The following is a 22,911-nucleotide window of genomic DNA, read 5'->3' as shown; positions in this document are numbered from 1 at the left end:
ATTAGCTAAGGTAAAGGCATGAAAAAAATTTACGACCTCAGCCCTGAAATACGCCCTGATATGATTAGCTGGCCGGGCGATAGTTGCCCGGAGATAACTCTGCTGCACAGTATCAAGTACGGTTCTCATAGCAACCTTAGCCGGCTGACAATGACATTACATAACGGTAGTCATATAGATGCCCCGCATCATTTTTTTGAAGAAGGTATTGGAGCGGGTGAGATACCTCTGGAGATACTGGTTGGTGATGTTCGGGTTTTGCGTTTTGGCGGGGTGAAAACTATTACCCGCAAAATGCTTGAACATGCTGACCTTAAAGGGGTAACTCGGCTTATTCTGGCTACTGACAATGAGAGCCTCTGGAAAAAGCCTGATTTTGATGAAAACTATACGTATATAGACATTGGAGCGGCTCAGTATCTGACTGAAATAGGTATACGGCTGTTGGGTATAGACTATCTTTCGGTAGAGGACTTTCAAGGTCTGGATGGAGTGCACAAGCATCTTTTAAGCCAAGGAGTGGTTATATTGGAAACGTTGCAACTTGCGGGTGTGCCTGAAGGTGATTATGAGCTTTACTGTTTGCCGCTGAAACTGGGCAAAGTGGACGGGGCACCTGCCAGAGTAATATTGATAGAGAGAGATTAGTTGAAAGACGTAAAAGTAGTGCCGGCTATACTTACAGATGATCCTGCGGCCTTTGAGTCCATGATAAAACAGTCAGAGGGTTTTGCACCGGTTGCCCAGATAGATATCATGGACGGGCAGTTCGTGCCTTCGCTAAGCATACCCCCGGAGGTTCTGGGCAGATATAAGCCCAGTTTTGCTTCCGAAATACACTTGATGACCCTGAATCCGGAAGAGTATCTGACTTACTGCAAGCAGCATGGTGCTCGCAGGGTAATATTCCATTTTGAGGCAACCCCCCGCCCTGAATATGTTATCAGCAGGATAAAAGAGATGGGTTTTAAGGTGGGATTGGCAGTAAACCCGGAGACCTCTGTTGCAGAGTTCGCTCATCTGGTGCCTCAGGTGGATATGGTGCTTTTTATGTCGGTTATTCCCGGTTTTTACGGCGCGCCGTTTATACCTGAGGTACTTCTCAAGGTAAAAGAGTTTAAAAGGCGTTTCCCTGAAACCGAAATAGGGCTGGACGGCGGGGCCAAGCAGTCCAATATACCTGAGATTGTGGCGGCAGGGGTAAATGATATATGCGTGGGGAGTGCTATTTTCCGGCAATCCGATCCGCAGTCAAGCTACCTGTATTTGGATAAACTGGCCAAAAATTCGGCTAAGGAAGCCGGGCTTTAGCCTTCTTTTTCAACCTTAAGCAGTTTTTCAAGACGGCGTTTGTGTCTTTCTTCACCGGTGAAACGGGCATTTAAAAAGGCACTGATAATCTCTTTGGCTACTTCTATGCCTATCACTCTTGCTCCTAAACACAGCACGTTCATGTCATCATGTTCCACACCCTGGTGGGCAGAGTAAACGTCATGGCAGAGACCGGCTCTGATACCCTTTATTTTGTTGGCAGTGATACAGGCGCCCACTCCGCTACCGCAGATGATAATGCCGCGGTCTGTTTTTCCGCAGGCAACATTTCGGGCAACTGTCTGAGCAAAATCAGGATAATCATCAGCACTGTTATAGGTGCAAGCCCCCAGATCCAAAACTTTTAACCCCAAATGGTTCAGGAAGGGTAAAATACCTGTCTTAAGGTCGTAACCGCCATGGTCTGCCCCGATGGCAATAGAGATATTACTCATGTTCATTCTCCAAAAGCTTTAAAGCTTTTTCAGCCATGTTTTCAGGGGTCAGGCCGAAGTTTTTGTAAAGCAGGGCTGCCGGGGCTGATGCCCCGAAGTGGTCAATTGATATAACAGTTCCGTTTGTACCCAGATATTTGCACCAGCCCTGTGAGTTGCCAGCTTCCATTATTACCCGTGGCAGGGAAGAAGGCAGGACACTCTGGCGGTAGGTTTGGGGTTGGTTATCAAAAAGCTGCCATGAAGGGAAAGATACTACCCTTGAGGATATGCCTTTCCCCTTAAGTATTTCAGCCGCTTCAACCGCTATAGTTACTTCAGACCCGCTGGCAACTAGAGCTACCTGCGGGTGGGAGTCTGTTTCCTGCAGTATATATGCCCCTTTAGGCAGGTTTAAGGATTTTGTCTGAGAGTTATCTAAAAGCGGCAGTTTCTGACGGGACAGGGCAATGGCGGTAGGGCCGTTCTTACGGAGTATAGCCGTTTTCCATGCCTGAGCAGTCTCATATGAATCTGCCGGACGGATAGTAACCAGACCGGGTACCGAACGCAGACCGGCCAGCTGTTCAATGGGTTGGTGGGTAGGGCCGTCTTCTCCCAGACCGATGGAATCATGGGTAAAAATATAAATCACCCTTTGCCCCATAAGTGAAGCCAACCGTACAGCCGGACGCATGTAGTCATAAAATATGAGGAAAGTGGCAACGTAAGGTATTATGCCCCCGTGGAGAGCCAGTCCGTTAGCTATTGCCCCCATGGCGTGCTCCCTCACTCCGAAATGGATATTCCGTCCCTCGTAATAGTGAGGTTCGTATTCCCCGCCGTCTTTGATAACGGTCTTGTTAGACGGGCTGAGGTCTGCCGAACCACCCATGAGAGAAGGCAGGCGGGAAGCCAAGGCATTTATCAGCAGGCCTGAAGCCTCGCGGCTGGACATAGCTTTGTCAAAGAGTCTATCCAGATCTTTGTCCCAGTCTTCAGGTAAGTTGCCCGAAAGCATGTCCTGCAGCAGTGAGGCTTTTTCGGGATAATGGCTTAAATAGTAGTCCAGCTTGGACAACCAAACCTGCTGGGCTGTTTTGCCCTTGCCCAGTGCTTCGCGGAACTCTGTTAGAGCCTCAACTGGTATTACAAACGGTTCATAGTCCCACCCCAGAGATTTACGGCTCTTGGATACCTCATCTGTTCCCAGCGGCTCGCCATGGGCAGAGGCCTTGCCGGCCTTATTCGGGCTGCCAAAGCCGATGATTGTTTTGCAGATAATCAGGCTGGGGCGGGTGGTATCTGACTGGGCTTGTTTAATAGCCTGAGATACCGCCTCCGGGTCAAGCCCGTCTACATGGTCTATAACCTGCCAGCCGTAACTTTCAAAGCGCAGAGCTGCGTTTTCGGTAAAAGCCAGCTCAGTTGAACCTTCAATAGATATATCATTGTCATCATACAGATAAATCAGCTTGCCAAGGGCTAAATGCCCGGCCAGAGAGGCCGCTTCTGAAGCTACGCCTTCCATCAGGTCTCCGTCAGAGACTATGCCGTAGGTATAATGGTCTATAATTTTGCAATCCGGCTGGTTAAAAACCGCTGCCAAATGAGCTTCGGCCATAGCCATACCCACACCGCTTGCAAAACCCTGCCCAAGCGGGCCGGTAGTCATTTCAACCCCGGGAGTCAGGCCGTATTCCGGATGTCCCGGTGTTTTACTGCCCCACTGGCGGAAATTTTTAAGTTCGTCCAGCGGCAGGTCATAACCGGTCAGGTGGAGTAGTGAATAAAGCAGGGCAGAGGCATGGCCGGCTGAAAGTATAAAACGGTCACGGTTAGGCCAAGCGGGGTCCTGCGGGTTATGCTTGAGAAAATTTTGCCACAGGGCATATGCCATAGCGGCCATACCCATAGGCGCTCCGGGATGCCCCGAATTTGCCTTCTGAACAGCGTCTACCGAAAGAAAGCGAAGGGCGTTTATGCATAAACTATCTAATTTCGTATTTGACATATGTGCCTAATTTTAACGTTTAACGGGTTCTTTTTCAAATCTGGTCTGAAGCTACCAGCCATTTTTATGGATATGGCTTTCCAAATAACGCTTTGCAGGCGGTTTGGTCTCCCCTTTTTTGCCGATGGCGATAAGGCTAAGCGGGCTGATACTAACAGGTAGATTTAGTAAACGGGAAATGGCTTCTTTGCGTTCTTCGCGGGGGTGCAGTCCCAGCCAGCAAGCACCCAGTCCCAGTGCCTCTGCTGCCAGAAGGATATTTTGGGTAGCGGCCGCACAGTCCTGTATCCAGTAACCTGTTTTAGTTTCGGCACTTTGGTCTGCACAGACCATGATGGCCATCGGGGCTTCCTTCAGCATTTTGGAGTAAGGGTGAATATCCGGTATTTTATCCAGTATCCGGCGGTCATCTATAACTACAAAATGCCAGACCTGCTGGTTGCCGGCGGAAGGGGCAGCCATGCCTGCCCTTAAAAGGGTATCCAGTTCGGAGGCGCTTATATCTCCGTGTTGGTAATGGCGTATGCTTCGCCGGCTGAAAATGGCTTCAAGTGCATCCATTTTAAACTCCTTGACTAATGCCAATATCTCTTTATATCATATTATATTATGATCTGCTAAAGATTTCCCGAATGGCAAGGGCTTAAGTGCCCGATTTTTCCATTTAATAAATAAAGGGGAAGCTTGTGTTTAAAAAACTGGCAGATATAAATACTAAACCTGAGTTATATCAGCAGTACAGTGCACCTGTACTTTGGAATGACCCTCATATTTCCTCCCGAATGCTGGAGTTCCATCTCAATCCGGATATCGAGCCCGCTTCACGCAAGGCAGTATTCATTGAAAAATCTGCAGGCTGGATAAAAGACTATTTTGGTTTGGGTGACGGCAAGCAGGTTTGTGATTTTGGCTGCGGGCCGGGGCTTTATACCAGCCATTTGGCTGCCACCGGTGCAGATGTGACCGGTATAGATTTCTCAAGCCGTTCTATCAGTTATGCCCGTGATTTTGCAGCCAGCCACTATCTGGATATTCATTATATAGAACAAAATTACCTTGAGTTTGCCACCCCGAAGCAGTTTGACCTGATAGCCCTTATTTATTGTGATTACTGTGCCCTGAGCCCTTCCCAGCGCTGCCAGCTTCTTTCAGTCTGGAACAAATGCCTGAAGGATGACGGGAATATACTACTGGATGTGTTTTCTCTCTCAGCTTATGAAGGGCGGGCTGAAACAGCTGGTTATGAATACCGCCTGATGGATGGTTTTTGGTCAGACAATGATTATTTCGGCTTCATAAACACCTTTAAATATCCGCTTGAAAAGGTGGTGCTGGATAAATACACCCTTATAGAGGCGGATAGGGAATGGCAGGTTTTCAACTGGCTGAAGTATTTCTGTGTGGCAGAGCTTAAACATGAGTTGGCCGAAAAAGGGTTTGAGGTGGCGGATATATTTTCTGATGTTGCCGGGGCGGTTTATTGGGAAGGTTCACCTGAGATTGCCGTCGTAGCCCGCAAGATAAAATAATCCGGTAATTCTAAAACAAGTTTCAACAGCCGCAGACTTACAAACTGCGGCTGGTTTATTGATTGAGATGAGCCTGTTTATTAGGGTCGAATGGTTTGCTATTATATATATTGTTAAACCTTAGAGAGAGAAGCAAGAGTAATGACGAAATCAACCAGGGTAATTCCGCCTTTCCCCCAGATGACAATAGGGGTTATGGGTTCAGCCGGTGGGACTATGACTGACGAAACCAAAAAAAGTTTACGGTGTTTGGGTGCCTGCATAGCCAAGCGCAAACATGTGCTTATTACCGGTGCCTGCCCCGGAATGCCCCATGAAACCGTTCTGGGGTCTAAAGAAGAAGGCGGGGTAGTAGTAGGTATTTCCCCCGCCCTGAACTTGGAAGAACATGTAGAAAAATACCACTCTCCCACTCGTGGTTACGATGCTATTATCTATACCGGGTCAGGTCTGATGGGACGGGAGATTGAAAATATCCGCAGTTGTGACGTGGTGATATTTGCCGGAGGGCGGTCCGGTACGTTGGGTGAGTTTGCTATAGCTTACGACGAAGGCAAAGTTATAGGGGTACTGCGGGGAAGCGGCGGCATTGCTGACCATCTGGACAAGATTATTGCCATGGTGGACAAGGAAACCGGTGCCCGCGTTTACTATGAATCAGACCCGTACAAATTGCTGGACATACTGGAAGCAGTTTATCGGGAGCGTATTCTCCCCAAGCATAAACGCCTGCTGGAGAACAATGACCCCGATGGCGTATCCGACGGCTAGTTGACCCCCGACCCGAAATGAATTTAGTTACCCCCCCCGTTTTCTTTTGTAAGATACGGGGGTTTCTTTTGGTCTGCAAAAGTGATTTTCCTGATATAACTGCCAAAAAAATCTTACAATTTATGGCTGATGTATTGACTAATCAAAAATACTGGAGTAAACTAAATTTTAGTTGAATATGTAACGGGGTAGCTATGAGTGCAAGACCGGTGTGAAGCCGGCGCAGTACCGCCTGCTGTAACCGGAGGGAATACTTCCGGGAGCCAGAACCTCAGAACCCCGTTTACCAGGCACTCCGCGGAATAGGGAGGGGAGTCATTTTAAAATGGCTGAAATACCTTTGTCCGATGAGGCAGAGGTATTTTTTTGCACCTGGCAAAATGTAAATACAACTAAAAGGGCCTTAGAACTTTGAGTGCAAGCCCGGTGAAATTCCGGCGCAGTACCGCCTGCTGTAAGGGGCAAATGCTCCAAGTCAGAACCTCAAGGTTCGTTCTAAAAGGCTCTCCGCGGTAAGAGGAGGTATGGCCATGCAGAAGAATTTGTAAGAGGAAAACGCTTTGCCCGATGCCCCTGTTTTCAATATTAAAAATGAATGGAGCAGTTATGCTGGATGATATAAATATGAAACTTAACAGTAAGAGTGCCCGGCTGGGTACTACTGTTGCCGGTGTCTTCTTAAGCTTGGTTTTGTTGTTAGGTCTGGTGGGTGGCTGTAAAACTGCAGACGATACCAATCCTGATGACGAAAACCCGGTTGTAACTGAAGTGACTTATCCGCTGACGGTGACAGATCAACTTGGCAGAATCGTAACTATCCTGTCTGAACCTCAGACCATAGTTTCTCTTTCTCCCAGCAATACCGAAACTATTTATGCTATGGGTCTTGAAGATAAACTGGTGGGTGTGACTACCTATTGCAATTACCCCGAAGCCGCCAAAGATAAACCCAAAGTGGGCGGTTTTTCAAATGTGGATGCCGAAGCAGTGACTGCCATTGGACCTGATATTATTCTGGCCTCCAATATTCATGCATCAACAGTTATTCCTCAGCTTGAACAGCTGGGTCTCACCGTAATAGCTATCAGCCCGGATAATCTGGAAGATGTGTTGGCATCTATTGAGCTTATCGGAAAGTGTCTGAATCAGGTTAAAAAAGCCAATTCACTGGTGGACAGTATGCAGACCCGTATAGATGCAGTAACATCCAAGGTTAAAAATCTGTCTGAAAGTCAGAAACCGCGTGTTTTATACATTGTTTGGCATGAACCTCTTATGAGCGTTGGTTCTACTGCCTTCATAACAGGCTTGATTACTGCTGTCGGAGGCGTTAGTATTACTGCTGATTCAGCCGAAGCCTATCCGACTATTGGTTTGGAGACAGTGCTGGGGGCTAACCCCCAAGTGGTAGTGGTTGGTACTGGAATGGGTTCCGGGGCTGATGCGCCGCTGCTGTTTATACAGGATGAACCCCGTCTGGCTAATATTGATGCCAGAATCAATGGCAATATATATAGTATAAACACAGACCTTATCGGCCGTACCGGGCCCCGAATTGTAGAGGCTCTCGAACAACTGGCCAAGATGCTTCACCCTGAAATATTTGGAGCTATCAGCTGATATAGAATTCAGGTGGGGCAGGTAATATACCTGCCCCACAGTTTTGCAGGTAAGAATGGGTGTAAATACAAATCTGAATAAGGAAAACTGTCCGGCAGTTCCCGGCGGTTTGCACCCCCATTGGAGGGGGCGGATTTTTGCTATGGCCGGGTTGTTTGGTTTGCTGCTTGTGGCGGCTGTTTTTGCTATTTCCTTCGGCTCAGTTGAAGTGCCATTTTTTACCACTATAGCTATCTTGATTTCAAAAATTCCTTTCGTACATATTAGCCCTGACTGGACCGTAAATACTCAGGCTATTATTTGGGATATCCGTTTGCCCAGAGTGCTGCTGGCTGGAGTAGTGGGTATGGCCTTGGCGGTGGCCGGGGCTACTTATCAGGGGCTCTTCCGAAACCCTCTGGCAGACCCGTATCTTATCGGCGTGGCTCAAGGCGCAGCCGTAGGCGCAGTGCTGGGGCTGATACTGGGTATCGGGTTTGATGTGCTGGGTATTTTTACTACCCCGCTATTTGCTTTTGCAGGGGCTTTTGGGGCGGTGGGGGTAGTGTATATGCTGGCCAGAGTGGGAAACCGCCTTACGGTGACTACTCTGATACTGGCTGGTGTGGCACTGGGTTCATTTCTTACGGCTATTGTGTCGTACCTCATTACGGTTAGCGGTGACAAGATTCACTCTGTCATGTTCTGGCTGATGGGCAGTTTTTCCATGGCCGGTTGGGAGAGTGTAAAAATAGTTATACCTATAGTGATTATAGGCACGCTGGTTATACTCCTGTTTGCCCGTTCCCTGAACCTTATCCAGCTGGGTGAGGAGCAAGCTCAGGAACTGGGGGTGGATGTTGAGCGGATGAAGATTATCCTTCTTACAGCGGCTACCCTGATAACAGCCGCGGCGGTATCTTTTGTGGGTATTATCGGTTTTGTGGGTATCATTGTTCCGCATGCCATCAGGTTGATATGGGGGGCAGATTATCGTTTCTTGCTGCCTCTTTCGGCTCTGGTAGGGGCGGTTTTCATGATACTGGCAGATATTGCTTCCCGCACTCTGGTTGCTCCCTCTGAAATACCGGTAGGGGCTATTACGGCCCTGGTGGGTGCTCCTTTCTTTCTGTATCTGCTTAGAAAACGCACCAGAATGCTCTTTTAGGTATATGAAAAATGTTTGAGCTTGAAGTACGAGACGTAACCCTAGCCTATGGTCCGGTTGATGTTCTGAAAAATGTCAGCTTTAAAACCATGCCCGGTGAGATGATTGGGTTGGTAGGACCGAATGGTTCAGGTAAATCTACCCTGATAAAGTCTTTGGCTAGAGTAATAGACCCGCGTTTGGGCAGTATTTATATCAATGGGCGTAATTCACGCTCTATACCCCGTTTGGAACTGGCAAAAATGGTAGGGGTTGTGCCCCAGATACCGGTACTCCCCAGTGCTTTTACCGCTTTTGAGATTGTCCTGATGGGGCGAAACCCCCATATGGGTACTTTCCAGTATGAAAGCCACAAGGATATCGCTATAGCATGGGAGGCTCTGGCAAGGGCAGGGGTACTGCATCTGGCTGACCGCCAAATCGGCGAACTTTCCGGCGGGGAGATACAAAGTGTGGTTATTGCCCGCTCTCTGTGCCAGAAAACTGAAGCAATTTTGCTGGATGAGCCTACTTCCAATCTGGATATAGGCCGCCAGATAGAGATACTGGACCTTATCAAATCTGAGTGCCGCGAACGGAATATTACCGTTATTGCCGCTTTGCATGACCTGAATCTGGCTGCCCATTATTGCGAAAGGCTTATACTCATTGACAACAATGGCATTCATGCAGATGGCAGTCCGGTTGAGGTAATAACTACCAATAATATAAGCCGTGTTTACGGCCCCGGCAGTTATGTCCATACCCACCCACTCAGCGGGCTTCCGGCAGTACTGCCGCGTCTGGGTAATATCCGGTGCAATGCAAACGGTGAAAAGGGAGGCACGGATGCTCACTGAGAAAGTAAATATACGAACAGTTGCCGAATTTCACGGCATAAAAGCCGAGGTTATAGAGCATGAGGTTTGGGGTGTTCCTGCCAATGCTTTGGTTGTTACTTTTCCTGAAGAACGGCGGGCACTTTCCGGCAGGCAGGGTTACCGCAAGATAAAGGCAGTGTGCAATATTTATCTGCCGGATGCTATCTGGCCGCGCCTGCATGATGATAAATTAAGCTGGAACGGGTATTACCGGCAGGTTTTTTCAAAGGCACTGAGTGCTATCGGCATCCCCCTTTCCAAAGTATTGGTTTTATCCACCGGGGTTACTATGGACCACCTAGCTATCCATGAAGAAAAACGGGGTGATTTGTGGGTGGTGGCTCTGGCTACCGCCGGAGTGGAGTCCAATGCTTTGCGGATTGGACAGGATAAATCTTCAGGCATTGACCGCAACGGCAGATTTAAACCCTTTGGTACCATAAATACCATTATCCTCACCAGTGAAAATCTTTCACAGGCAACATTGGCTTCCTGTTTCATAACAGCTACCGAGGCTAAGACTATTGCTCTGGATGAACTGGGTATTATGAGTGCTTATACCCCGTCTCTCAAAGCCAGCGGTACCGGTACCGACCAGATAGTGGCAGTTTCCGGTATGGGTGACAAGGCAACCTACGTGGGCGGGCATACTCTGCTGGGTGAACTGATGGGGCGGAGTGTTACTTTAGCTATTAAAGAAGCCTTGACCAAGCGTATTGCCAGCAGAAAAGGACACTAGATATGGAAATCCTGCTGATATTCCTGCTGGCGCTTGTTATTGATATGGTCTTTGGTGACCCTCCAAATGCCTTTCACCCGGTAGCTTATATGGGCAAGGTAATTTCCCTGTTTGAACGGGCAGGCTTTAAAGGCGGCAAGGGATACCAGTTTGTTTATGGGATAGTCATGGTTATTTTCACCATGGCACTATTTTTCGTACCGGTATATTTCCTGCTGGACTGGTTGCAGGGGATAAATAGTATAGTTTACATAATAGTTTCAGCTATACTCTTTAAGATGTGTTTTACGGTTACCGGGCTGCGGAAAGCAGCTTTGCTTATTAAGCGATTGTTAGAAAAAGATGACATTGCCCAAGCTCGTTTTGAACTTCGGTCTCTGGTTTCACGGGATACGTCCAAACTGCCCCAGCCTAAACTGGTAGCGGCGGCAGTGGAATCTGTGGCGGAGAGTATCGGAGACGGGTTTGTGGCTCCGCTCTTTTTCTTTCTCATATTCGGTGTCCCCGGCGTTATGGCATACCGGGTAGTGAGTACTTTTGACAGCATGGTGGGCTACCGCGGAAAATACGAATATCTGGGCAAATTTGCTGCCAGATTTGATGATGTGCTTAATTTTATACCGGCCCGACTGTCTGCCTTGTGTATACTGGTTGCCAGCTTCTTTGGGCGTTACAGCCCCGCAGGGGCATGGCGGATAATGTGGCGTGACCATGGGAAGACCCAAAGCCCCAATGCGGGCTGGCCTATGGCTACTGCGGCAGGTGCCCTTGAAGTTTGCTTGGAAAAAGTGGGACACTACTCTCTGGGGGATGATATAAGACCGTTGCTTCCCCAAACTATCAGCTGTTCGCTTGTGCTTATAAACAATGCGGGCTGTATCTGGGTTTTAATAAGCGTGGGAGTGATTTATTTTGCCCGTATTGCCTAAACCGCAGCTGGAAAAACTAAAGCCATGTTACCATGGAGGCCCTAACTATGCCGAGCTTAAAAAACTGGGTATAAGCCCTGATGCGGTTATGGATTTTTCGGTTAGCTCAAACCCGTATCCGGCACCGGTGGAACTTAAAGAAGCTTTGTCTTCTCTGGTTATTGACCGCTACCCGGACTCTGAGTCTGCTGAACTCAAAGAATATCTGGCGGGGAGGCTTTCGCTGAAACCCGAAAACCTGATTATAGGCAGCGGCTCTATGGAGGTTATCCGTCTGGTGGCTGGGGCATATTTCGGGGTGGGGGATACAGTGCTGATACTTAAACCCACTTTTGGCGAGTATGAACTGGCGGTGGAAGTAGCCGGTGCCGACATAATTGAACAGTGGGCAGATGAAGAGAGCGGCTTTAAGTTTGATTTGGATTTAACCTGCCGCATTATTAAAAAACATCAACCCAAAGCGGTATTTATTTGTAATCCCAACAATCCTACCGGGGTTTATCTTTCCAAAGCAGATATTGAAAAAGTGCTGAATGTCTGCACTGATACACTGCTGGTGCTGGATGAGGCCTATATAGCTTTTGCTGAAGATTGCTGGAAATCAGCAGATTTGCTTGATTCGGACAATCTAATAGTTATTCGCTCTATGACCAAAGATTGTGCTCTGGCCGGGCTAAGGTTGGGTTACGGCATGGCCTCGGCAGAGATAATAGCCAACCTGAAAAAGATTTGCCCCCCATGGAACGTGAATGCCGCTGCCCAAAAAGCAGGGCTGGTTTGCCTGCGTCATCCCAGCTATCTGGCGGAATCTGAAAAGAAGATAAAGGCCTCTAAAGAGTATTTGATGCAGGGTTTTATAAGGCTGGGTTTCAGTGTGTTTCCGTCTGAGACCAATTTTTTCCTGCTGAAGGTAAGGAGTGCTGCAGATTTTCGTTCAGCATTCCTTAAATATGGGTTGATGGTGCGGGACTGCACTTCATTTGGTCTGCCCCAATACGTGCGTATAGCTCCCCGTACCCAAAGTGAGTGTGAACACCTGCTTGAGGTTAGTGTTGAATTAAAAAGTAAGTCTGAGATTTATCCAGCCTGATTGACTGGCAGGGTTTTGTCTGATATAGTTTTTAATGGTGATTAACAAACGGAACACGGTTTGAATCCGTGGCGGTCCCGCCGCTGTGACTGGGGACTTCGGTTTCTTTAAAGCACTTTTTGTGCAACCACTGTTGGAGTAGTACTCTGATGGGAAGGGTGAAACCGGGGGATAATCCGGAAGCCAGAAGACGTGTTACCACCAAACCGGATACCTGATGGTAAAGGGGCCGGCTCATCTTGAAGATATTTTGAGATGTGCCAGCCCCTTTTTTATTTGGGCAGGCGCCAGAGGAGGACAAACTGAGCATAGCCTGAAGTGCAAAACCGGATATATATTAACCCAATTTATTTATAAAGGAGTTTTAAAAATATGGAACTATTAAACGCAACACTTGCAAAGATATACGGGCTGGATAAAGAAGCCATGGTCAAGGCTCAGGCACATCAGGATATCCTGATCAAACCACAGGGTTCTCTGGGCAAACTGGAAGCTATTGTGGTGCAACTGGCAGGTATTCAGGGTGATGCCAAACCAAAAACCGCCAAAAAAGCCATTATAACCATGGCTGGTGACCACGGCATTATTGACGAAAAGTTTCACAACTGGCCGAAAGAAGTAACTGTCCAGATGCTGCAAAATTTTGCTCATGGCGGTGCAGCCATAAACGTCCTTTCCCGGCAGGTAGGGGCGCGTAACGTGGTAGTTGCGTTAGGTGTGGCTACTCCCATGGCTGCAGACCCGAATATAATTAACCGGAATATTGCACCCGGTACCAACAATATGGTTCATGGCCCGGCTATGACCCGTGAACAGGCTGTAAAGGCTATTGAGGTGGGCATAGAGATTGTAAACGCCGAGGTCAAGAAGGGGCTGGATCTGGTAGGTACCGGTGATATGGGTATTGGCAATACTTCTCCGTCTGCTGCTATCTGCTCTGTTATTACCGGGCGGTCACTTGAAGATGTAACCGGGCGCGGTACAGGTGCTTCTGATGAGCAGATGAAGCTGAAACGCAACGCTATTGCCAAAGCTATTTCCCTGAATAACCCTGATGCTAAAGATGCGATTGATGTATTATCTAAAGTGGGCGGCTATGAAATTGGCGGTCTGGCAGGAGTAATACTGGGTGCGGCGGCTAATAGAGTGGCGGTGGTTGTAGACGGCTTTATCTCCGGTGCGGCGGCTCTTATTGCTTATACCATCTGCCCGCAGGTAAAAGACTTCATGTTTGCCGCTCACCAGTCAGTAGAGCCCGGACACCGTATCCTGCTTGAGCATATGGGGCTGGATGCTATTTTGAAAATGGATATGCGTCTGGGTGAAGGAACGGGTGCGGCTCTTGCCATGAATATTATAGAAGCAGCTAACCGTATTCAGCACGAGATGGCCTCCTTTGCAGATGCAGGGGTTTCCGAAAAGCAAAGTTAGGTGTATTCTGGTATAATCCCGGGTTAAGGAAATGTATATATGGGTTCATTTTTAGCGGCTTTCCGCTTTCTTACCAACATACCTGTACCCTGGCTGAAAGAAGACTGGCAGGGGGAGAAGTCACGGCTGGATTTTGCCCGCTCACTCGGCTTCTACCCCCTGGTGGGTTTGATTATCGGGCTGATACTGGTCGGTTTGGGCTGGGTTTTCAGCCTTTTTTTACCTGATGTATTGACTGCCGCTTTGCTGATAATAAGCTTAGTGATAATTACAGGCGGTTTACATCTGGATGGTCTGACAGATACCTTTGACGGAATAGCCGCCGGTCATAAGTCATTTGAACGCGCCCAGGAGGTAATGCACCTGCCGGGAGTGGGGGCTATAGGTGTGCTGGCGGCAATATGCCTTTTGCTTTTAAAATTTTCTGCTGTCCTAAGCCTGCCTTCGGAAAGTTTTATCACAGGTCTTATTTTGTTCCCGTTAATCAGCCGCTGGGCTATGGTCTATGCGGTGGTTAAGTATCCCTATATCAGGTCACAGGGTTTGGGCAAAGAGCTTAAAGGCGAAACTGCCAAAGCCAGTTTGTGGTGTGCTACTATTTTCTGCCTGACAGTTTGCGTAGTTTTAGGCGGCTGGGCAGGGTTTCTGGCTATGTTTGGGAGCTGGTTGCTGGTTATGTATCTGGCATCTTTCTTCAAACGCAGACTGGGTGGTCTGAACGGGGATACTTACGGTTCAATTAACGAATTTACCGAGGTAGCAGCACTGGTGTTTATAGTGGCCTTATCCGGGTATTTCAGCTAGGTCAGAGGAGCGTTTGATATGAAGCTGATAATGGTACGTCACGGTGAGACAGAAACAGATAATTGCCGCCGTTACTGGGGGCACAGTGATATCGGGCTCTCAGACTGCGGGCATGCTCAGGCAAACTCCCTTCGCGAATATCTGGCTTCGGTAAAGATAGATGCCATTTATTCCAGCCCACTTAAACGCTGTATGGAAACTGCCGAAACCATCGCCTACGGACGGCCTCTTTTGGTCAATAAAAATAATGATCTGAAAGAGATAGATTTTGGACGGGTGGAAGGTCTTACCTACGATGATGTAGTGGAACGCTACCCTGATATAGCCCAAAAATGGGCTGAAGGCAGCTTTGATGTGCACTTTCCTGACGGGGAAAGTATGGCACATTTTGCCCAGAGAGTAATCAAATTTGTAAAAATGCTTTCCAAGCACAAAAGTGACGATACTCTACTGGTAGTGGGGCATGGGGGTGTTTTCCGTATCCTGATATGCCATTTTCTGGGTATTGAGTATAAACACTGGTGGCAGTTTATACTGGGGGTGGGTTCGGTAACTGTTTTGGATATTTACCCGGAGGGGTCTATACTGGAAAAACTGAACGATAACTCCCATCTGGACTGATTTCAGGTATATGCTCAGGCAGGGCGTTTTTATAATACCGGAGGGGTAGCAAAATGAATTATTTACTTATTGGCGGTGCCCGAAGCGGCAAGAGCAGTTATGCTGAAGAATTGGCCAAGTCCATAGGCGGCAAGGTCGTATTTGTAGCTACCGCCGAAGCCGGTGATGAAGAAATGAAAACCCGTATCCTGCGGCATCAGCAGGCCCGTCCGGCCGAATGGGGTCTTATAGAGGCCAGTTTGCAGGTGGGTGAAAAAATAAGCGCCCATGGAAGTAGTGCCGGCGTGATTATACTGGACTGCATTACCCTGCTGGTAAATAACATAATGTGCAAGTATATGCTTGAACACGGTGATGAACTTACGGGTGAGGCGGCAGATTATCTGGATGCCGAGGTTAAAAAAGAAATAAATGGCATAATAAATGCTATGAAAAAAACGGGTGCATCATTTATTGTAGTAACCAATGATGTAGGTGCTGGTCTTATTCCGCCCAATGCCATGGCCAGAATTTACCGTGATTTACTAGGCAGGGCAAACCAAATGCTGGGTGCATATGTGGAATACGTTTATCTGATGGTAGCCGGACTGCCCATGCAGGTGAAACCCTTGTTGCGTTAGTGGCAGTTTTGTGGCCAGCAGAGTATTAAAAAACCCCCGGGTAACGGGGGTTTTTGATTTTTGGTATTAGGAGAGCTACTTCTGGATTAGCTGGTCAATCTTCTGGCTCAGGGCAGATTCAGGTACCGCACCCACCACCATATCAGCTACCTGACCGCCTTTGAAAAACAGCAGGGTGGGTATGGACATGACCCGGTATTGGGTAGCGGTGGTTTTATTTTCATCTACATTCAGTTTGCAGAACTTAAATTTACCCGCGTATTTAGTAGATAGTTTGTCAATTATGGGGGCTACCATACGGCAGGGACCGCACCACGGAGCCCAAAAATCTACCAGTACGGGTTTATCTGATTTCAATACCTCAGCAGCAAAGCTCTGGTCGGTTATTTCCATTACCATATCGTTTCTCCTTAGTGTATTAGTGTCTCTTATAATACTACTTTGGCGTTCATTTGCTGTCAAGGCGGTTTAACGCCGGTGGCAGGGGTTTGCCCATTGTTTGGCTTCTTTCACTCGTGTATGGGGCAAAGATTTTTATAGGGAAGGATTTGCGATATAGACACAAGGTTTAGACATCGTCATCCTCAAGGTTGCCGGAATTTGGTACGGCCACTGTTACCATTGTGCCTACGTCCGGTTTTGACTGAATGGAGAGGCGTCCGCCAATAAGTTGAGCCCGTTCCTGCATACCGGTCAGTCCCAGTTTGCCCAGAGCGGCCAAATCTCCCACCCGTTCCGGCAGTAAAAACCCTTTGCCGTTGTCCTTCACAGTCAGGGTTGCTTTGTATTTGCCGAAGTCTATATAGACCCAAGCCTTAGTTGCCTGGGCGTGCTTGCCTACATTGCGCAGAGACTCCTGAACAATCCGGAATAATACCAGTTCGGTTTCAGGGGCAAAGCGGCGGATTTCTCCGTTTACATCTATATCAATATTTATGCCGAAGTGTTTTGAAAGGTCAGGTATCAGCCATTCCAGCGCAGGTATCAATCCCAGGTCGTCAAGTACCGAAGGCCGCAAATCCTGGGCAAAGCGACGGACTTCACTTAAAGTGCGGTTTATATGGTTCTGCATCTCTTCCAGTTCAGCCAGATTGTCTTCGCCAAGGTTGGGGTTTTTGGTTACAAAACGGTCTATGGCGCGTGATATTACAATCAGGTCTTGAGCTGTATCATCGTGCAGTTCCTGAGCAATACGGCGGCGTTCATCTTCCTGGGCTATAGTAATTTGCTTAAGGTAAAAACGCAGGTTTTGCTGCATACGTTGTAGCTCGCGCTGGGCAGTTTCCATCTTCAGGTAAGCTTGTTGACGGTGTTTTTTATCAGTTTCATAGCTTTCCAGCCAGAGATTAACTACCAGCCCGATGATAATAATGCCAATAATTTCAATAATATCATCAGCTGTAACAGTATCTGTGACGAAAATATTGGGAATAATAATGGCTATAGCCAACAGAAGGGATACAAGACCCGGTCTCAGACCGAATACCAGAGCTGTATAGGTAACCGGGAGCAACATTATCAGCCGTCCCACCGAATGGCGGGTCAGGTATAGAAAAGAATCAGGGTCAATTTGGCCGATGAATGGCAACAACTGAGGGTAATGAAGGAAAAATCCCCCGGTAAACAGAAGCACCAGTATCCAGATATGCACATTGGCAAGTAATCTGGGCAGGCGGCGGATTTGACTATAGAGGAAACTAAATACTTTTTTCATAAGGTTATATCGGATTTCAGGGCAAATCTTCCATGATAAACCAGCCGCGTTTCAGCCCGTAGAGAATAGCTTCAGTCCGCGAACCTACCGATAACTTTTTGGAAATATTTGAAAGATGGGTCTGGATAGTGCGGTTGGATAAATACAGCTGGTCGGCAATATCTTTATTGCTGACGCCCCGTGCCGCCATTTTCAATACTTCTATTTCACGTTCGGTAAGCGGGTTTACAGCAGATAGTTCCTCTGTTTTAGCGGCTTTGTTAATCAGCTGGTCAATAACCCGGCGGGTAGTAGAGGGCTGGAGTACCGATTCGCCGGCATATACAGAGCGGATAGCTTCAAGCAACTGGGTGCCCTTCACGTTTTTCAGCAGAAAACCGGCGGCACCTGCTTCCAGTATGGCCAGAATATACTGCTCAGATTCGTAAGCTGTAAGTATAAGTATGGCAGTGGTAGGCAGGAGCTGTTTTATCTGTTTGGTGGCCTCAATTCCATTTAGGCGGGGCATGGCAATATCCATAACTACCACATCAGGGTGAACCTTCATGGACATTTCTACGGCTTCAACTCCGTCTGAGGCTTCGCCCACCACCATCATGCCGGATTCGCGCTGTATAAGCTCCCGCGTGCCTTCCCGTACGATTACGTGGTCATCTGCCAAAAGCACTTTTATCATCTGGGTAGTTTGCATAATATTTCCCTCGTTCTAATTATATACTCAGGGCAGGTATGGTACAACGCATTTATCAGACGGTCTACTTTAAAAGGTTTTTTCAGTAAGCCTGCGGTTAAGGTTTTGGCAGATTTCAGTAATTGCTTCGGTATCCAGATAGCGGGATATGGAGCGGTCAAAGATAATGTTGCCCTCTGGGGGAAATTCATCATCTCCCTGCCAGAATACCAGCCACAGGGGCAGACGGGGCAGAGCCTGAAAGAGGAAGCTCACATCAGCCTGTTCTGCTTTTTTACCGCCTAATGAAATAGCAGACAAATTAAGCTTTGCCGGATTTGCGATATAAAGTGCTATAAGGCTTTTTAATACCCGGTTATAGAAAACAGGCTGGTAGTTGGCTCCTTCAGGCAGTTCTTTAAAACTTATCTGCTCGCGGGAAACCGGTGTGCCGTCTGCCTTTAGCAGGTAATGCAGGATAAGGGCTTCTTCCCGGGGGGACAGGCTGGTATCCGGGCTGGTGACCGCCGCATTACGGGTGTCTATCTCTACCCTGAACCTGAAATATTTAAGATGAATAAAGGGCGGTTGGAGTACAGCACCTGCCTGTCGGCTTATTTTATCAAAATCCTGCACGGCCAAAAAATGGCTGCGGTTAAGTTCAAGAGTTAGTTTGGTGGCCAGTTCAAAATTGCGCTGAGCAGGCAGGCTGAAACCTTCTTTGGGGTTTGTCATCTAACCCTCCAGCTATAAATTAATAAATCACTTAGGGTTTAAACTGCTTTAAATAAGCCGGTATATGGGCGGCTTCACGCGGACCAACCATTATCTCCCAGCCGGATAGTTCTTCTTCCAGACCGCCGCTTTCCATAGAGGCATACCCGGGGATAATCAGTTTGCGGTGATTGACCTTCCCGGCAATGCCGCTGTTTTTTACAAATTTGCCTATGGTATCTGCCCCGAATTTGCCGGCTGCCCAGGCAGTCATAACCGAAAGCCCTTCGGTATCTTTTATCAGCAGGTAACACGGCACGCGGCTGGTTTCCATTTCACCGGCAACGATAAAATATGTCAGCGAGAAGTTGCAGGTGAGCATGACCGGCGAATTGGCATCAGGATTATTTATTTCATAGATACCCTCGGTGGTAGCTAAGGGACGCTGAGGGTCGGTATAAAGGTTCATACGTGCTACCAGCAAAGGGAACAGGGTTTCACCCCTGAAGTCAGACAGCACCAGTATACCCGCATATTTGGCGGTCAGTATGCTGGCAAACAGAGACTCCTTCATGTGGTCTGAAGTTATCAGGCAGGGGAAATTAATAACCGGAAAGCCCAAAGGACGGAATTTCTTCAAAATGGCTGCCCGCCGAATGGCGATATTGTCGGCTAAGGTTTGTTTAAAGCTGGCGGGAGAGCTGTCAAGCACAATATCTTTAATACCCAGTGATTGGAGTTTGATGGTAAGTTCAGCCAGGTCTGTCAGGTTTTTCGCTTTGGCTACTAGCGGGCAGTTGTATTTTTTAGCCAGCTCTGCCATTTCGTTGCTGTTTTCCGCAGTAGCGGCATGAAGAAGGGGTTTGCGTTCAGCGCAAATCTTTAAGGATTCATCAAGCACAGTGGTATTCGCACATATCAGCATTAGGCTGGCTTGGCATTTTTCGGCGGCAAGTTTGACCAGTTTTAGGTATTTTTCACTTGAACCGCTGTCTGCCCTGAGTGCCAGCATATCCGGCTTCAAAATAGCACCTACCCGTTTGTACTGAAAGCTGTTGAAAGCGGTCAGTTTGGTGTTCTGCTCGGTTTCGGTCAGATTGTCTGAGAGTAGCAGGGCAATGCCGGATTGGTGCTCAAACCGCTTCTCATGGCGGTGCATGACAGTTTCGCCACCTATCTTAAAGGAGTATATACCTGTACCTATGCTTACGGTTCTGACCGGGGGTGCAGAAGCTTCTTCCAGTTTCAGTTTGGTTTCTTCTGAAACGTAAGGGCAGGAAGAAAGTTCAGCTCTGCCGCCTGCCAGACTCATGGCAAATGCCAGACAGGTGGGCACGCCGCATTCACCGCAGTTGGTTCGGGGTAAAAACTTATAAATTTCTATACCGGTAGGTGACATAATATTAAAAGGACTCCTTTCTAGATAAGTGGCTCAAGGGTCAGCGCCGGGTGCTGTTTTTCTTCAAGGAAGGGGAGTATTTCTTCCTCGGTAGTCCCCACGCTTTCATCTGCAATCCGCTCCAGCAGATCAGGCACACCCAGTTCGGCAGCTCTGGCATTGAAGCGTTCCCGTATTTCTTCCTTGAGTGATTTGGGCATCCATACTAGCCGAAGCAGACCGTCTTCGGCGGAGATAAATTTGCGCTGGGTGATATTGTATTTGCTGTGACCCAGAAAACCGGGAGTGGTAATACCGCCCCCGATAGTCCCGGCCAGAGTAGTAAATTTCATACCGCAGGGAGTCATGCCGGTGTGTTCGCGGTTTACGGTCATAACCCCGTTGCACAGGGGGAGTATGGCTGAAATACATTCGCAGCAGCCACAGGTGGTCATGGGGTCATAGATTATGCTGTATAGGTTGTAATGGCTGACTACCCCGCCGGAGGTTTTTTCTACAAACTGGTTTATGCCTGACCATTGCCCAAGCTTGGCGTCAATGACCGCCCCTTTGTTTACCGGCTGGTTAGGACCGATATTGTTAATCTCATTGGAAGCACGGCAGTCCATCCAGTTGTAAGCTCCGCACAGGCCGGTTCTTTCCGGGCTGACTATGCATACGTGGCTGGGGGCAAATGACTGGCAGAGGGTGCATGAGTAAAAAGTCTCGGTATTTTCATCTGTCATGCCTTCAATACGTTCATCCCGTTTGGTATATATCTTTTTGGATTGCCTGCTTATCTCGGCCACTTTCTCAGGGGTGGTATAGAGTTTTATCTGTATTTTATCTACGATACCGCCAAAATCCTGATGAAGCTTGGCATGAAGTATAGAGCCTATATGTTTTAGAGAAAAACCCTTGGCAGCCGCACTCTTGCCTATGCGTAACCATGCGATATCTCTTTGTCCGATATGCATAACCCCCTGGGCATAGTTTAAAAGGTGGTGTATTTGGCGTTCCAGTATAGGTTCGTAATCTTCATTCATTTTGTGACCGGCTGCTTCTACCACAATGGCCAGCGGCAGGCGTGAACCTTCAGGCATATCAGACACATCCTGCCCGAATAGCTCTATTTTACCGTCGGTAACATCGTCCATTTTGGCGGTTGTCACCAGCTCTACCATCTGGGTGCGGCCGCCGCCGCATTCCAGATATATCTGTTCACCCCGTACCCTCTCGCCTTCGTAGGCAGGGCCGTAAGCTACCGGTACAGGTACTTTGGTTACGTTTACTTTTATTCCCCGCGCATCCATTGCCTTGGAGACTATGCGGCTATAAGGTATGCCTGCCAGCACTGAATCAACTGACTCTACCCCCGGCAAAATGGGCAATACGGATTTGTCCGCAATGATCGGGAAGCCGAAATTAAGTGCCCCGGCGGCATTGGCATACCATTCATCACTTATATCTCCCAGTGGCATAATAAAGGCCTTTATGCGCTCCTGGCTGTATTCAAAAAGTTTAGCTCGGTTGCCCGGTTCTATATTTCCGAAGGACAGGGCTACCCTGACTGCAAAACCGAAGGCAAAGATAGCGGCAGTGGCTTCGTCACCGAATGAAACCAGACGGGGTGTCCAGCCCAGCTCAACATCCGCATCAGCCAGCTGTTTGGCAAAACGCTTGCCCTGAGATTCGCCGCACATAAATGTGTACAGATTTTTTTGCTGAAGTTCAGCGGCTATGCTTTCGGCAGCGGCATTGTCAGGTGCCGCACCTATTATGGCGGCAAAACCGGGGGCGGTGCCGTCTACGAACTCTACCCCGCGTTTACGCAGGATAATATCATCGGCCGCACCCAGCCAAATATTATCAGGGGTGGGGTCTTCGGTATTGGTGTAATATTCCGGCTGGCTAAGGTAACGCAGGGCTTCCAGCATTTCCTCTGCAAACAGAGTGGACAGGCCGGCTTCCAGTACTGCACCCAGCTCGGTTACGTCCTCGGCATTTACCTCTGGCGGGGGCAGCATCTTGAAGCATTTATCAAAGACCATTCCCATATCAGACAGTTTTTCAACCTGAATACCCAGTATGCCGTAAATAACCGGCAGAAAATAGGCAGTATTCGGGAAACCCACGGCCGTATCTGGGCAGTTAGTAACCAGCGTTTGTTTATACACTTCGTAACTGGCATTTACTATATTCCGTGCACCTTTTATAGCGGCTTCGGCTACTGTTTTACTCATCTTTCATGTCCCCCTTTGATAATCAGGGCATTATCCCTAAGTGTATTAAGGTGGCAGGTTCAGCCAAGTTCGGCCATCAGCTCACCCACCAGACGCATAGATTCCGGGTGACGCATTACCAGTATGTCTGCCCCGGCAATAAGTAAAATGGCGGCAGACATGGCCTCTATCATAATAGCCCTTTTTTCAGTATTGCCCAGTTCAGGGCTTTCCGTTTCGGGTATTTTGGCTTCTTTGGTTTTCCATGCCTCCCGTCCTATATTACAGATAAT

General features: G+C 48.2%; 23 protein-coding genes, 1 pseudogene and 2 riboswitches. Of the genes and pseudogenes, 14 read left to right on the top strand and 10 right to left on the bottom strand.

Going from position 1 to position 22,911, the window contains the following annotated elements:
- Positions 1-18 precede the first annotated feature (18 nt).
- On the top strand, positions 19-648 hold the full coding sequence (locus tag WC259_RS02380; protein WP_011309151.1) for a cyclase family protein: 630 nt from the start codon (positions 19-21) through the stop codon (positions 646-648).
- Positions 649-1,311, top strand: coding sequence for a ribulose-phosphate 3-epimerase (locus WC259_RS02375; protein WP_011309152.1), 663 nt, complete (start codon positions 649-651; stop codon positions 1,309-1,311). It abuts the gene before it with no gap.
- Here the strand turns inward: WC259_RS02375 and rpiB are convergent.
- The 3 genes from rpiB to WC259_RS02360 are packed head-to-tail and all read right to left on the bottom strand — an operon-like array spanning position 1,308 to position 4,320.
- On the bottom strand, positions 1,308-1,766 hold the full coding sequence (gene rpiB / locus WC259_RS02370) for a ribose 5-phosphate isomerase B (protein ID WP_011309153.1): 459 nt from the start codon (positions 1,764-1,766) through the stop codon (positions 1,308-1,310). The genes WC259_RS02375 and rpiB overlap by 4 nt on opposite strands.
- On the bottom strand, positions 1,759-3,759 hold the full coding sequence (gene tkt / locus WC259_RS02365; RefSeq protein ID WP_011309154.1) for a transketolase: 2,001 nt from the start codon (positions 3,757-3,759) through the stop codon (positions 1,759-1,761). The genes rpiB and tkt overlap by 8 nt, the downstream gene beginning before the upstream one ends.
- Positions 3,760-3,810: 51 nt before the next feature.
- Positions 3,811-4,320 carry a nitroreductase family protein gene (locus tag WC259_RS02360; RefSeq protein ID WP_011309155.1) on the bottom strand — a complete coding sequence of 170 codons (510 nt, stop codon included), beginning with the start codon at positions 4,318-4,320 and terminating at the stop codon, positions 3,811-3,813.
- A gap of 125 nt (positions 4,321-4,445) precedes the next feature.
- Here WC259_RS02360 and WC259_RS02355 point away from each other — a divergent pair, with 125 nt between their 5' ends.
- From WC259_RS02355 to cobU, 12 genes are all read left to right on the top strand, one after another.
- Positions 4,446-5,288 (top strand): class I SAM-dependent methyltransferase, encoded by an 843-nt coding sequence (locus tag WC259_RS02355; protein WP_015407660.1) that lies wholly within the window; start codon positions 4,446-4,448, stop codon positions 5,286-5,288.
- Positions 5,289-5,429: 141 nt separating this feature from the next.
- Positions 5,430-6,059 (top strand): LOG family protein, encoded by a 630-nt coding sequence (locus WC259_RS02350; protein ID WP_012984278.1) that lies wholly within the window; start codon positions 5,430-5,432, stop codon positions 6,057-6,059.
- Positions 6,060-6,228: 169 nt separating this feature from the next.
- Positions 6,229-6,356, top strand: a riboswitch (cobalamin riboswitch).
- 309 nt (positions 6,357-6,665) lie between these two features.
- Positions 6,666-7,679 (top strand): ABC transporter substrate-binding protein, encoded by a 1,014-nt coding sequence (locus WC259_RS02345; RefSeq protein WP_011309158.1) that lies wholly within the window; start codon positions 6,666-6,668, stop codon positions 7,677-7,679.
- A 55-nt stretch (positions 7,680-7,734) separates the two neighbouring features.
- Positions 7,735-8,826 (top strand): iron ABC transporter permease, encoded by a 1,092-nt coding sequence (locus WC259_RS02340; RefSeq protein WP_011309159.1) that lies wholly within the window; start codon positions 7,735-7,737, stop codon positions 8,824-8,826.
- 11 nt (positions 8,827-8,837) lie between these two features.
- The gene (locus tag WC259_RS02335) at positions 8,838-9,665 is read left to right on the top strand and encodes an ABC transporter ATP-binding protein (RefSeq protein WP_011928976.1); all 828 of its coding nucleotides are present in this window, start codon (positions 8,838-8,840) and stop codon (positions 9,663-9,665) included.
- A complete protein-coding gene (locus WC259_RS02330; RefSeq protein WP_077998028.1) occupies positions 9,655-10,425 on the top strand; it encodes an adenosylcobinamide amidohydrolase in 771 nt (256 codons plus the stop codon). Before WC259_RS02335 ends, WC259_RS02330 begins: the two co-directional genes overlap by 11 nt.
- Positions 10,426-10,427: 2 nt before the next feature.
- Entirely contained in the window at positions 10,428-11,354 is a 927-nt protein-coding gene (locus tag WC259_RS02325) for a cobalamin biosynthesis protein (RefSeq protein WP_011309162.1), read from the top strand.
- On the top strand, positions 11,338-12,444 hold the full coding sequence (locus WC259_RS02320) for a histidinol-phosphate transaminase (RefSeq protein ID WP_011309163.1): 1,107 nt from the start codon (positions 11,338-11,340) through the stop codon (positions 12,442-12,444). The genes WC259_RS02325 and WC259_RS02320 overlap by 17 nt, the downstream gene beginning before the upstream one ends.
- A 21-nt stretch (positions 12,445-12,465) precedes the next feature.
- Positions 12,466-12,659, top strand: a riboswitch (cobalamin riboswitch).
- A 157-nt stretch (positions 12,660-12,816) separates the two neighbouring features.
- The gene (gene cobT / locus WC259_RS02315) at positions 12,817-13,875 is read left to right on the top strand and encodes a nicotinate-nucleotide--dimethylbenzimidazole phosphoribosyltransferase (RefSeq protein ID WP_011928979.1); all 1,059 of its coding nucleotides are present in this window, start codon (positions 12,817-12,819) and stop codon (positions 13,873-13,875) included.
- A gap of 39 nt (positions 13,876-13,914) precedes the next feature.
- Entirely contained in the window at positions 13,915-14,679 is a 765-nt protein-coding gene (gene cobS, locus WC259_RS02310; protein WP_011309165.1) for an adenosylcobinamide-GDP ribazoletransferase, read from the top strand.
- Between the two features lie 18 nt (positions 14,680-14,697).
- Positions 14,698-15,300, top strand: a complete 603-nt coding sequence (gene cobC / locus WC259_RS02305) for an alpha-ribazole phosphatase (RefSeq protein ID WP_011309166.1) — start codon at positions 14,698-14,700, stop codon at positions 15,298-15,300.
- A 53-nt stretch (positions 15,301-15,353) separates the two neighbouring features.
- Positions 15,354-15,920: a bifunctional adenosylcobinamide kinase/adenosylcobinamide-phosphate guanylyltransferase gene (gene cobU, locus WC259_RS02300; protein ID WP_347424044.1), complete on the top strand. Its 567-nt coding sequence runs from the start codon at positions 15,354-15,356 to the stop codon at positions 15,918-15,920.
- Positions 15,921-15,995: 75 nt separating this feature from the next.
- On the opposite strand, the gene trxA is transcribed toward cobU, so the two are convergent.
- The 7 genes and pseudogenes from trxA to WC259_RS02265 form a co-directional block, all read right to left on the bottom strand.
- Entirely contained in the window at positions 15,996-16,352 is a 357-nt protein-coding gene (gene trxA / locus WC259_RS02295) for a thioredoxin (protein ID WP_322354398.1), read from the bottom strand.
- Between the two features lie 136 nt (positions 16,353-16,488).
- A complete protein-coding gene (locus WC259_RS02290) occupies positions 16,489-17,634 on the bottom strand; it encodes a sensor histidine kinase (RefSeq protein ID WP_011309169.1) in 1,146 nt (381 codons plus the stop codon).
- Positions 17,635-17,650: 16 nt separating this feature from the next.
- Complete coding sequence (locus WC259_RS02285) at positions 17,651-18,325, bottom strand: response regulator (RefSeq protein ID WP_372643014.1); 675 nt, start codon at positions 18,323-18,325, stop codon at positions 17,651-17,653.
- A gap of 69 nt (positions 18,326-18,394) precedes the next feature.
- Complete coding sequence (locus tag WC259_RS02280) at positions 18,395-19,039, bottom strand: DUF3786 domain-containing protein (protein WP_015407015.1); 645 nt, start codon at positions 19,037-19,039, stop codon at positions 18,395-18,397.
- Positions 19,040-19,070: 31 nt separating this feature from the next.
- Positions 19,071-20,417 carry an acetyl-CoA decarbonylase/synthase complex subunit gamma gene (acsC, locus tag WC259_RS02275; RefSeq protein ID WP_015407016.1) on the bottom strand — a complete coding sequence of 449 codons (1,347 nt, stop codon included), beginning with the start codon at positions 20,415-20,417 and terminating at the stop codon, positions 19,071-19,073.
- Between the two features lie 20 nt (positions 20,418-20,437).
- A complete protein-coding gene (gene acsB, locus WC259_RS02270; RefSeq protein ID WP_303677391.1) occupies positions 20,438-22,639 on the bottom strand; it encodes an acetyl-CoA decarbonylase/synthase complex subunit alpha/beta in 2,202 nt (733 codons plus the stop codon).
- 59 nt (positions 22,640-22,698) lie between these two features.
- Positions 22,699-22,911: pseudogene (locus WC259_RS02265) on the bottom strand (acetyl-CoA decarbonylase/synthase complex subunit delta); the annotation flags it as partial.

The organism is Dehalococcoides sp., assembly GCF_041654235.1.
Taxonomy (GTDB): Bacteria; Chloroflexota; Dehalococcoidia; order Dehalococcoidales; family Dehalococcoidaceae; genus Dehalococcoides; species Dehalococcoides mccartyi_B.
The sequence above is the reverse complement of the archived record's forward strand: the minus strand, read 5'-3'. Positions and strand labels throughout refer to the sequence as shown.

Coding starts and splice junctions, on each gene's coding strand:
- cobU (WP_347424044.1), top strand. CDS start 15,354: ATGAATTATTTACTTATTGGCGGTGCCCGAAGCGGCAAGAGCAGTTAT.
- WC259_RS02280 (WP_015407015.1), bottom strand. CDS start 19,039: ATGACAAACCCCAAAGAAGGTTTCAGCCTGCCTGCTCAGCGCAATTTT.
- WC259_RS02340 (WP_011309159.1), top strand. CDS start 7,735: ATGGGTGTAAATACAAATCTGAATAAGGAAAACTGTCCGGCAGTTCCC.
- cobT (WP_011928979.1), top strand. CDS start 12,817: ATGGAACTATTAAACGCAACACTTGCAAAGATATACGGGCTGGATAAA.
- WC259_RS02325 (WP_011309162.1), top strand. CDS start 10,428: ATGGAAATCCTGCTGATATTCCTGCTGGCGCTTGTTATTGATATGGTC.
- acsC (WP_015407016.1), bottom strand. CDS start 20,417: ATGTCACCTACCGGTATAGAAATTTATAAGTTTTTACCCCGAACCAAC.
- WC259_RS02285 (WP_372643014.1), bottom strand. CDS start 18,325: ATGCAAACTACCCAGATGATAAAAGTGCTTTTGGCAGATGACCACGTA.
- acsB (WP_303677391.1), bottom strand. CDS start 22,639: ATGAGTAAAACAGTAGCCGAAGCCGCTATAAAAGGTGCACGGAATATA.
- WC259_RS02345 (WP_011309158.1), top strand. CDS start 6,666: ATGCTGGATGATATAAATATGAAACTTAACAGTAAGAGTGCCCGGCTG.
- cobC (WP_011309166.1), top strand. CDS start 14,698: ATGAAGCTGATAATGGTACGTCACGGTGAGACAGAAACAGATAATTGC.
- WC259_RS02380 (WP_011309151.1), top strand. CDS start 19: ATGAAAAAAATTTACGACCTCAGCCCTGAAATACGCCCTGATATGATT.
- cobS (WP_011309165.1), top strand. CDS start 13,915: ATGGGTTCATTTTTAGCGGCTTTCCGCTTTCTTACCAACATACCTGTA.
- WC259_RS02290 (WP_011309169.1), bottom strand. CDS start 17,634: ATGAAAAAAGTATTTAGTTTCCTCTATAGTCAAATCCGCCGCCTGCCC.
- rpiB (WP_011309153.1), bottom strand. CDS start 1,766: ATGAGTAATATCTCTATTGCCATCGGGGCAGACCATGGCGGTTACGAC.
- WC259_RS02350 (WP_012984278.1), top strand. CDS start 5,430: ATGACGAAATCAACCAGGGTAATTCCGCCTTTCCCCCAGATGACAATA.
- tkt (WP_011309154.1), bottom strand. CDS start 3,759: ATGTCAAATACGAAATTAGATAGTTTATGCATAAACGCCCTTCGCTTT.
- WC259_RS02360 (WP_011309155.1), bottom strand. CDS start 4,320: ATGGATGCACTTGAAGCCATTTTCAGCCGGCGAAGCATACGCCATTAC.
- WC259_RS02330 (WP_077998028.1), top strand. CDS start 9,655: ATGCTCACTGAGAAAGTAAATATACGAACAGTTGCCGAATTTCACGGC.
- WC259_RS02335 (WP_011928976.1), top strand. CDS start 8,838: ATGTTTGAGCTTGAAGTACGAGACGTAACCCTAGCCTATGGTCCGGTT.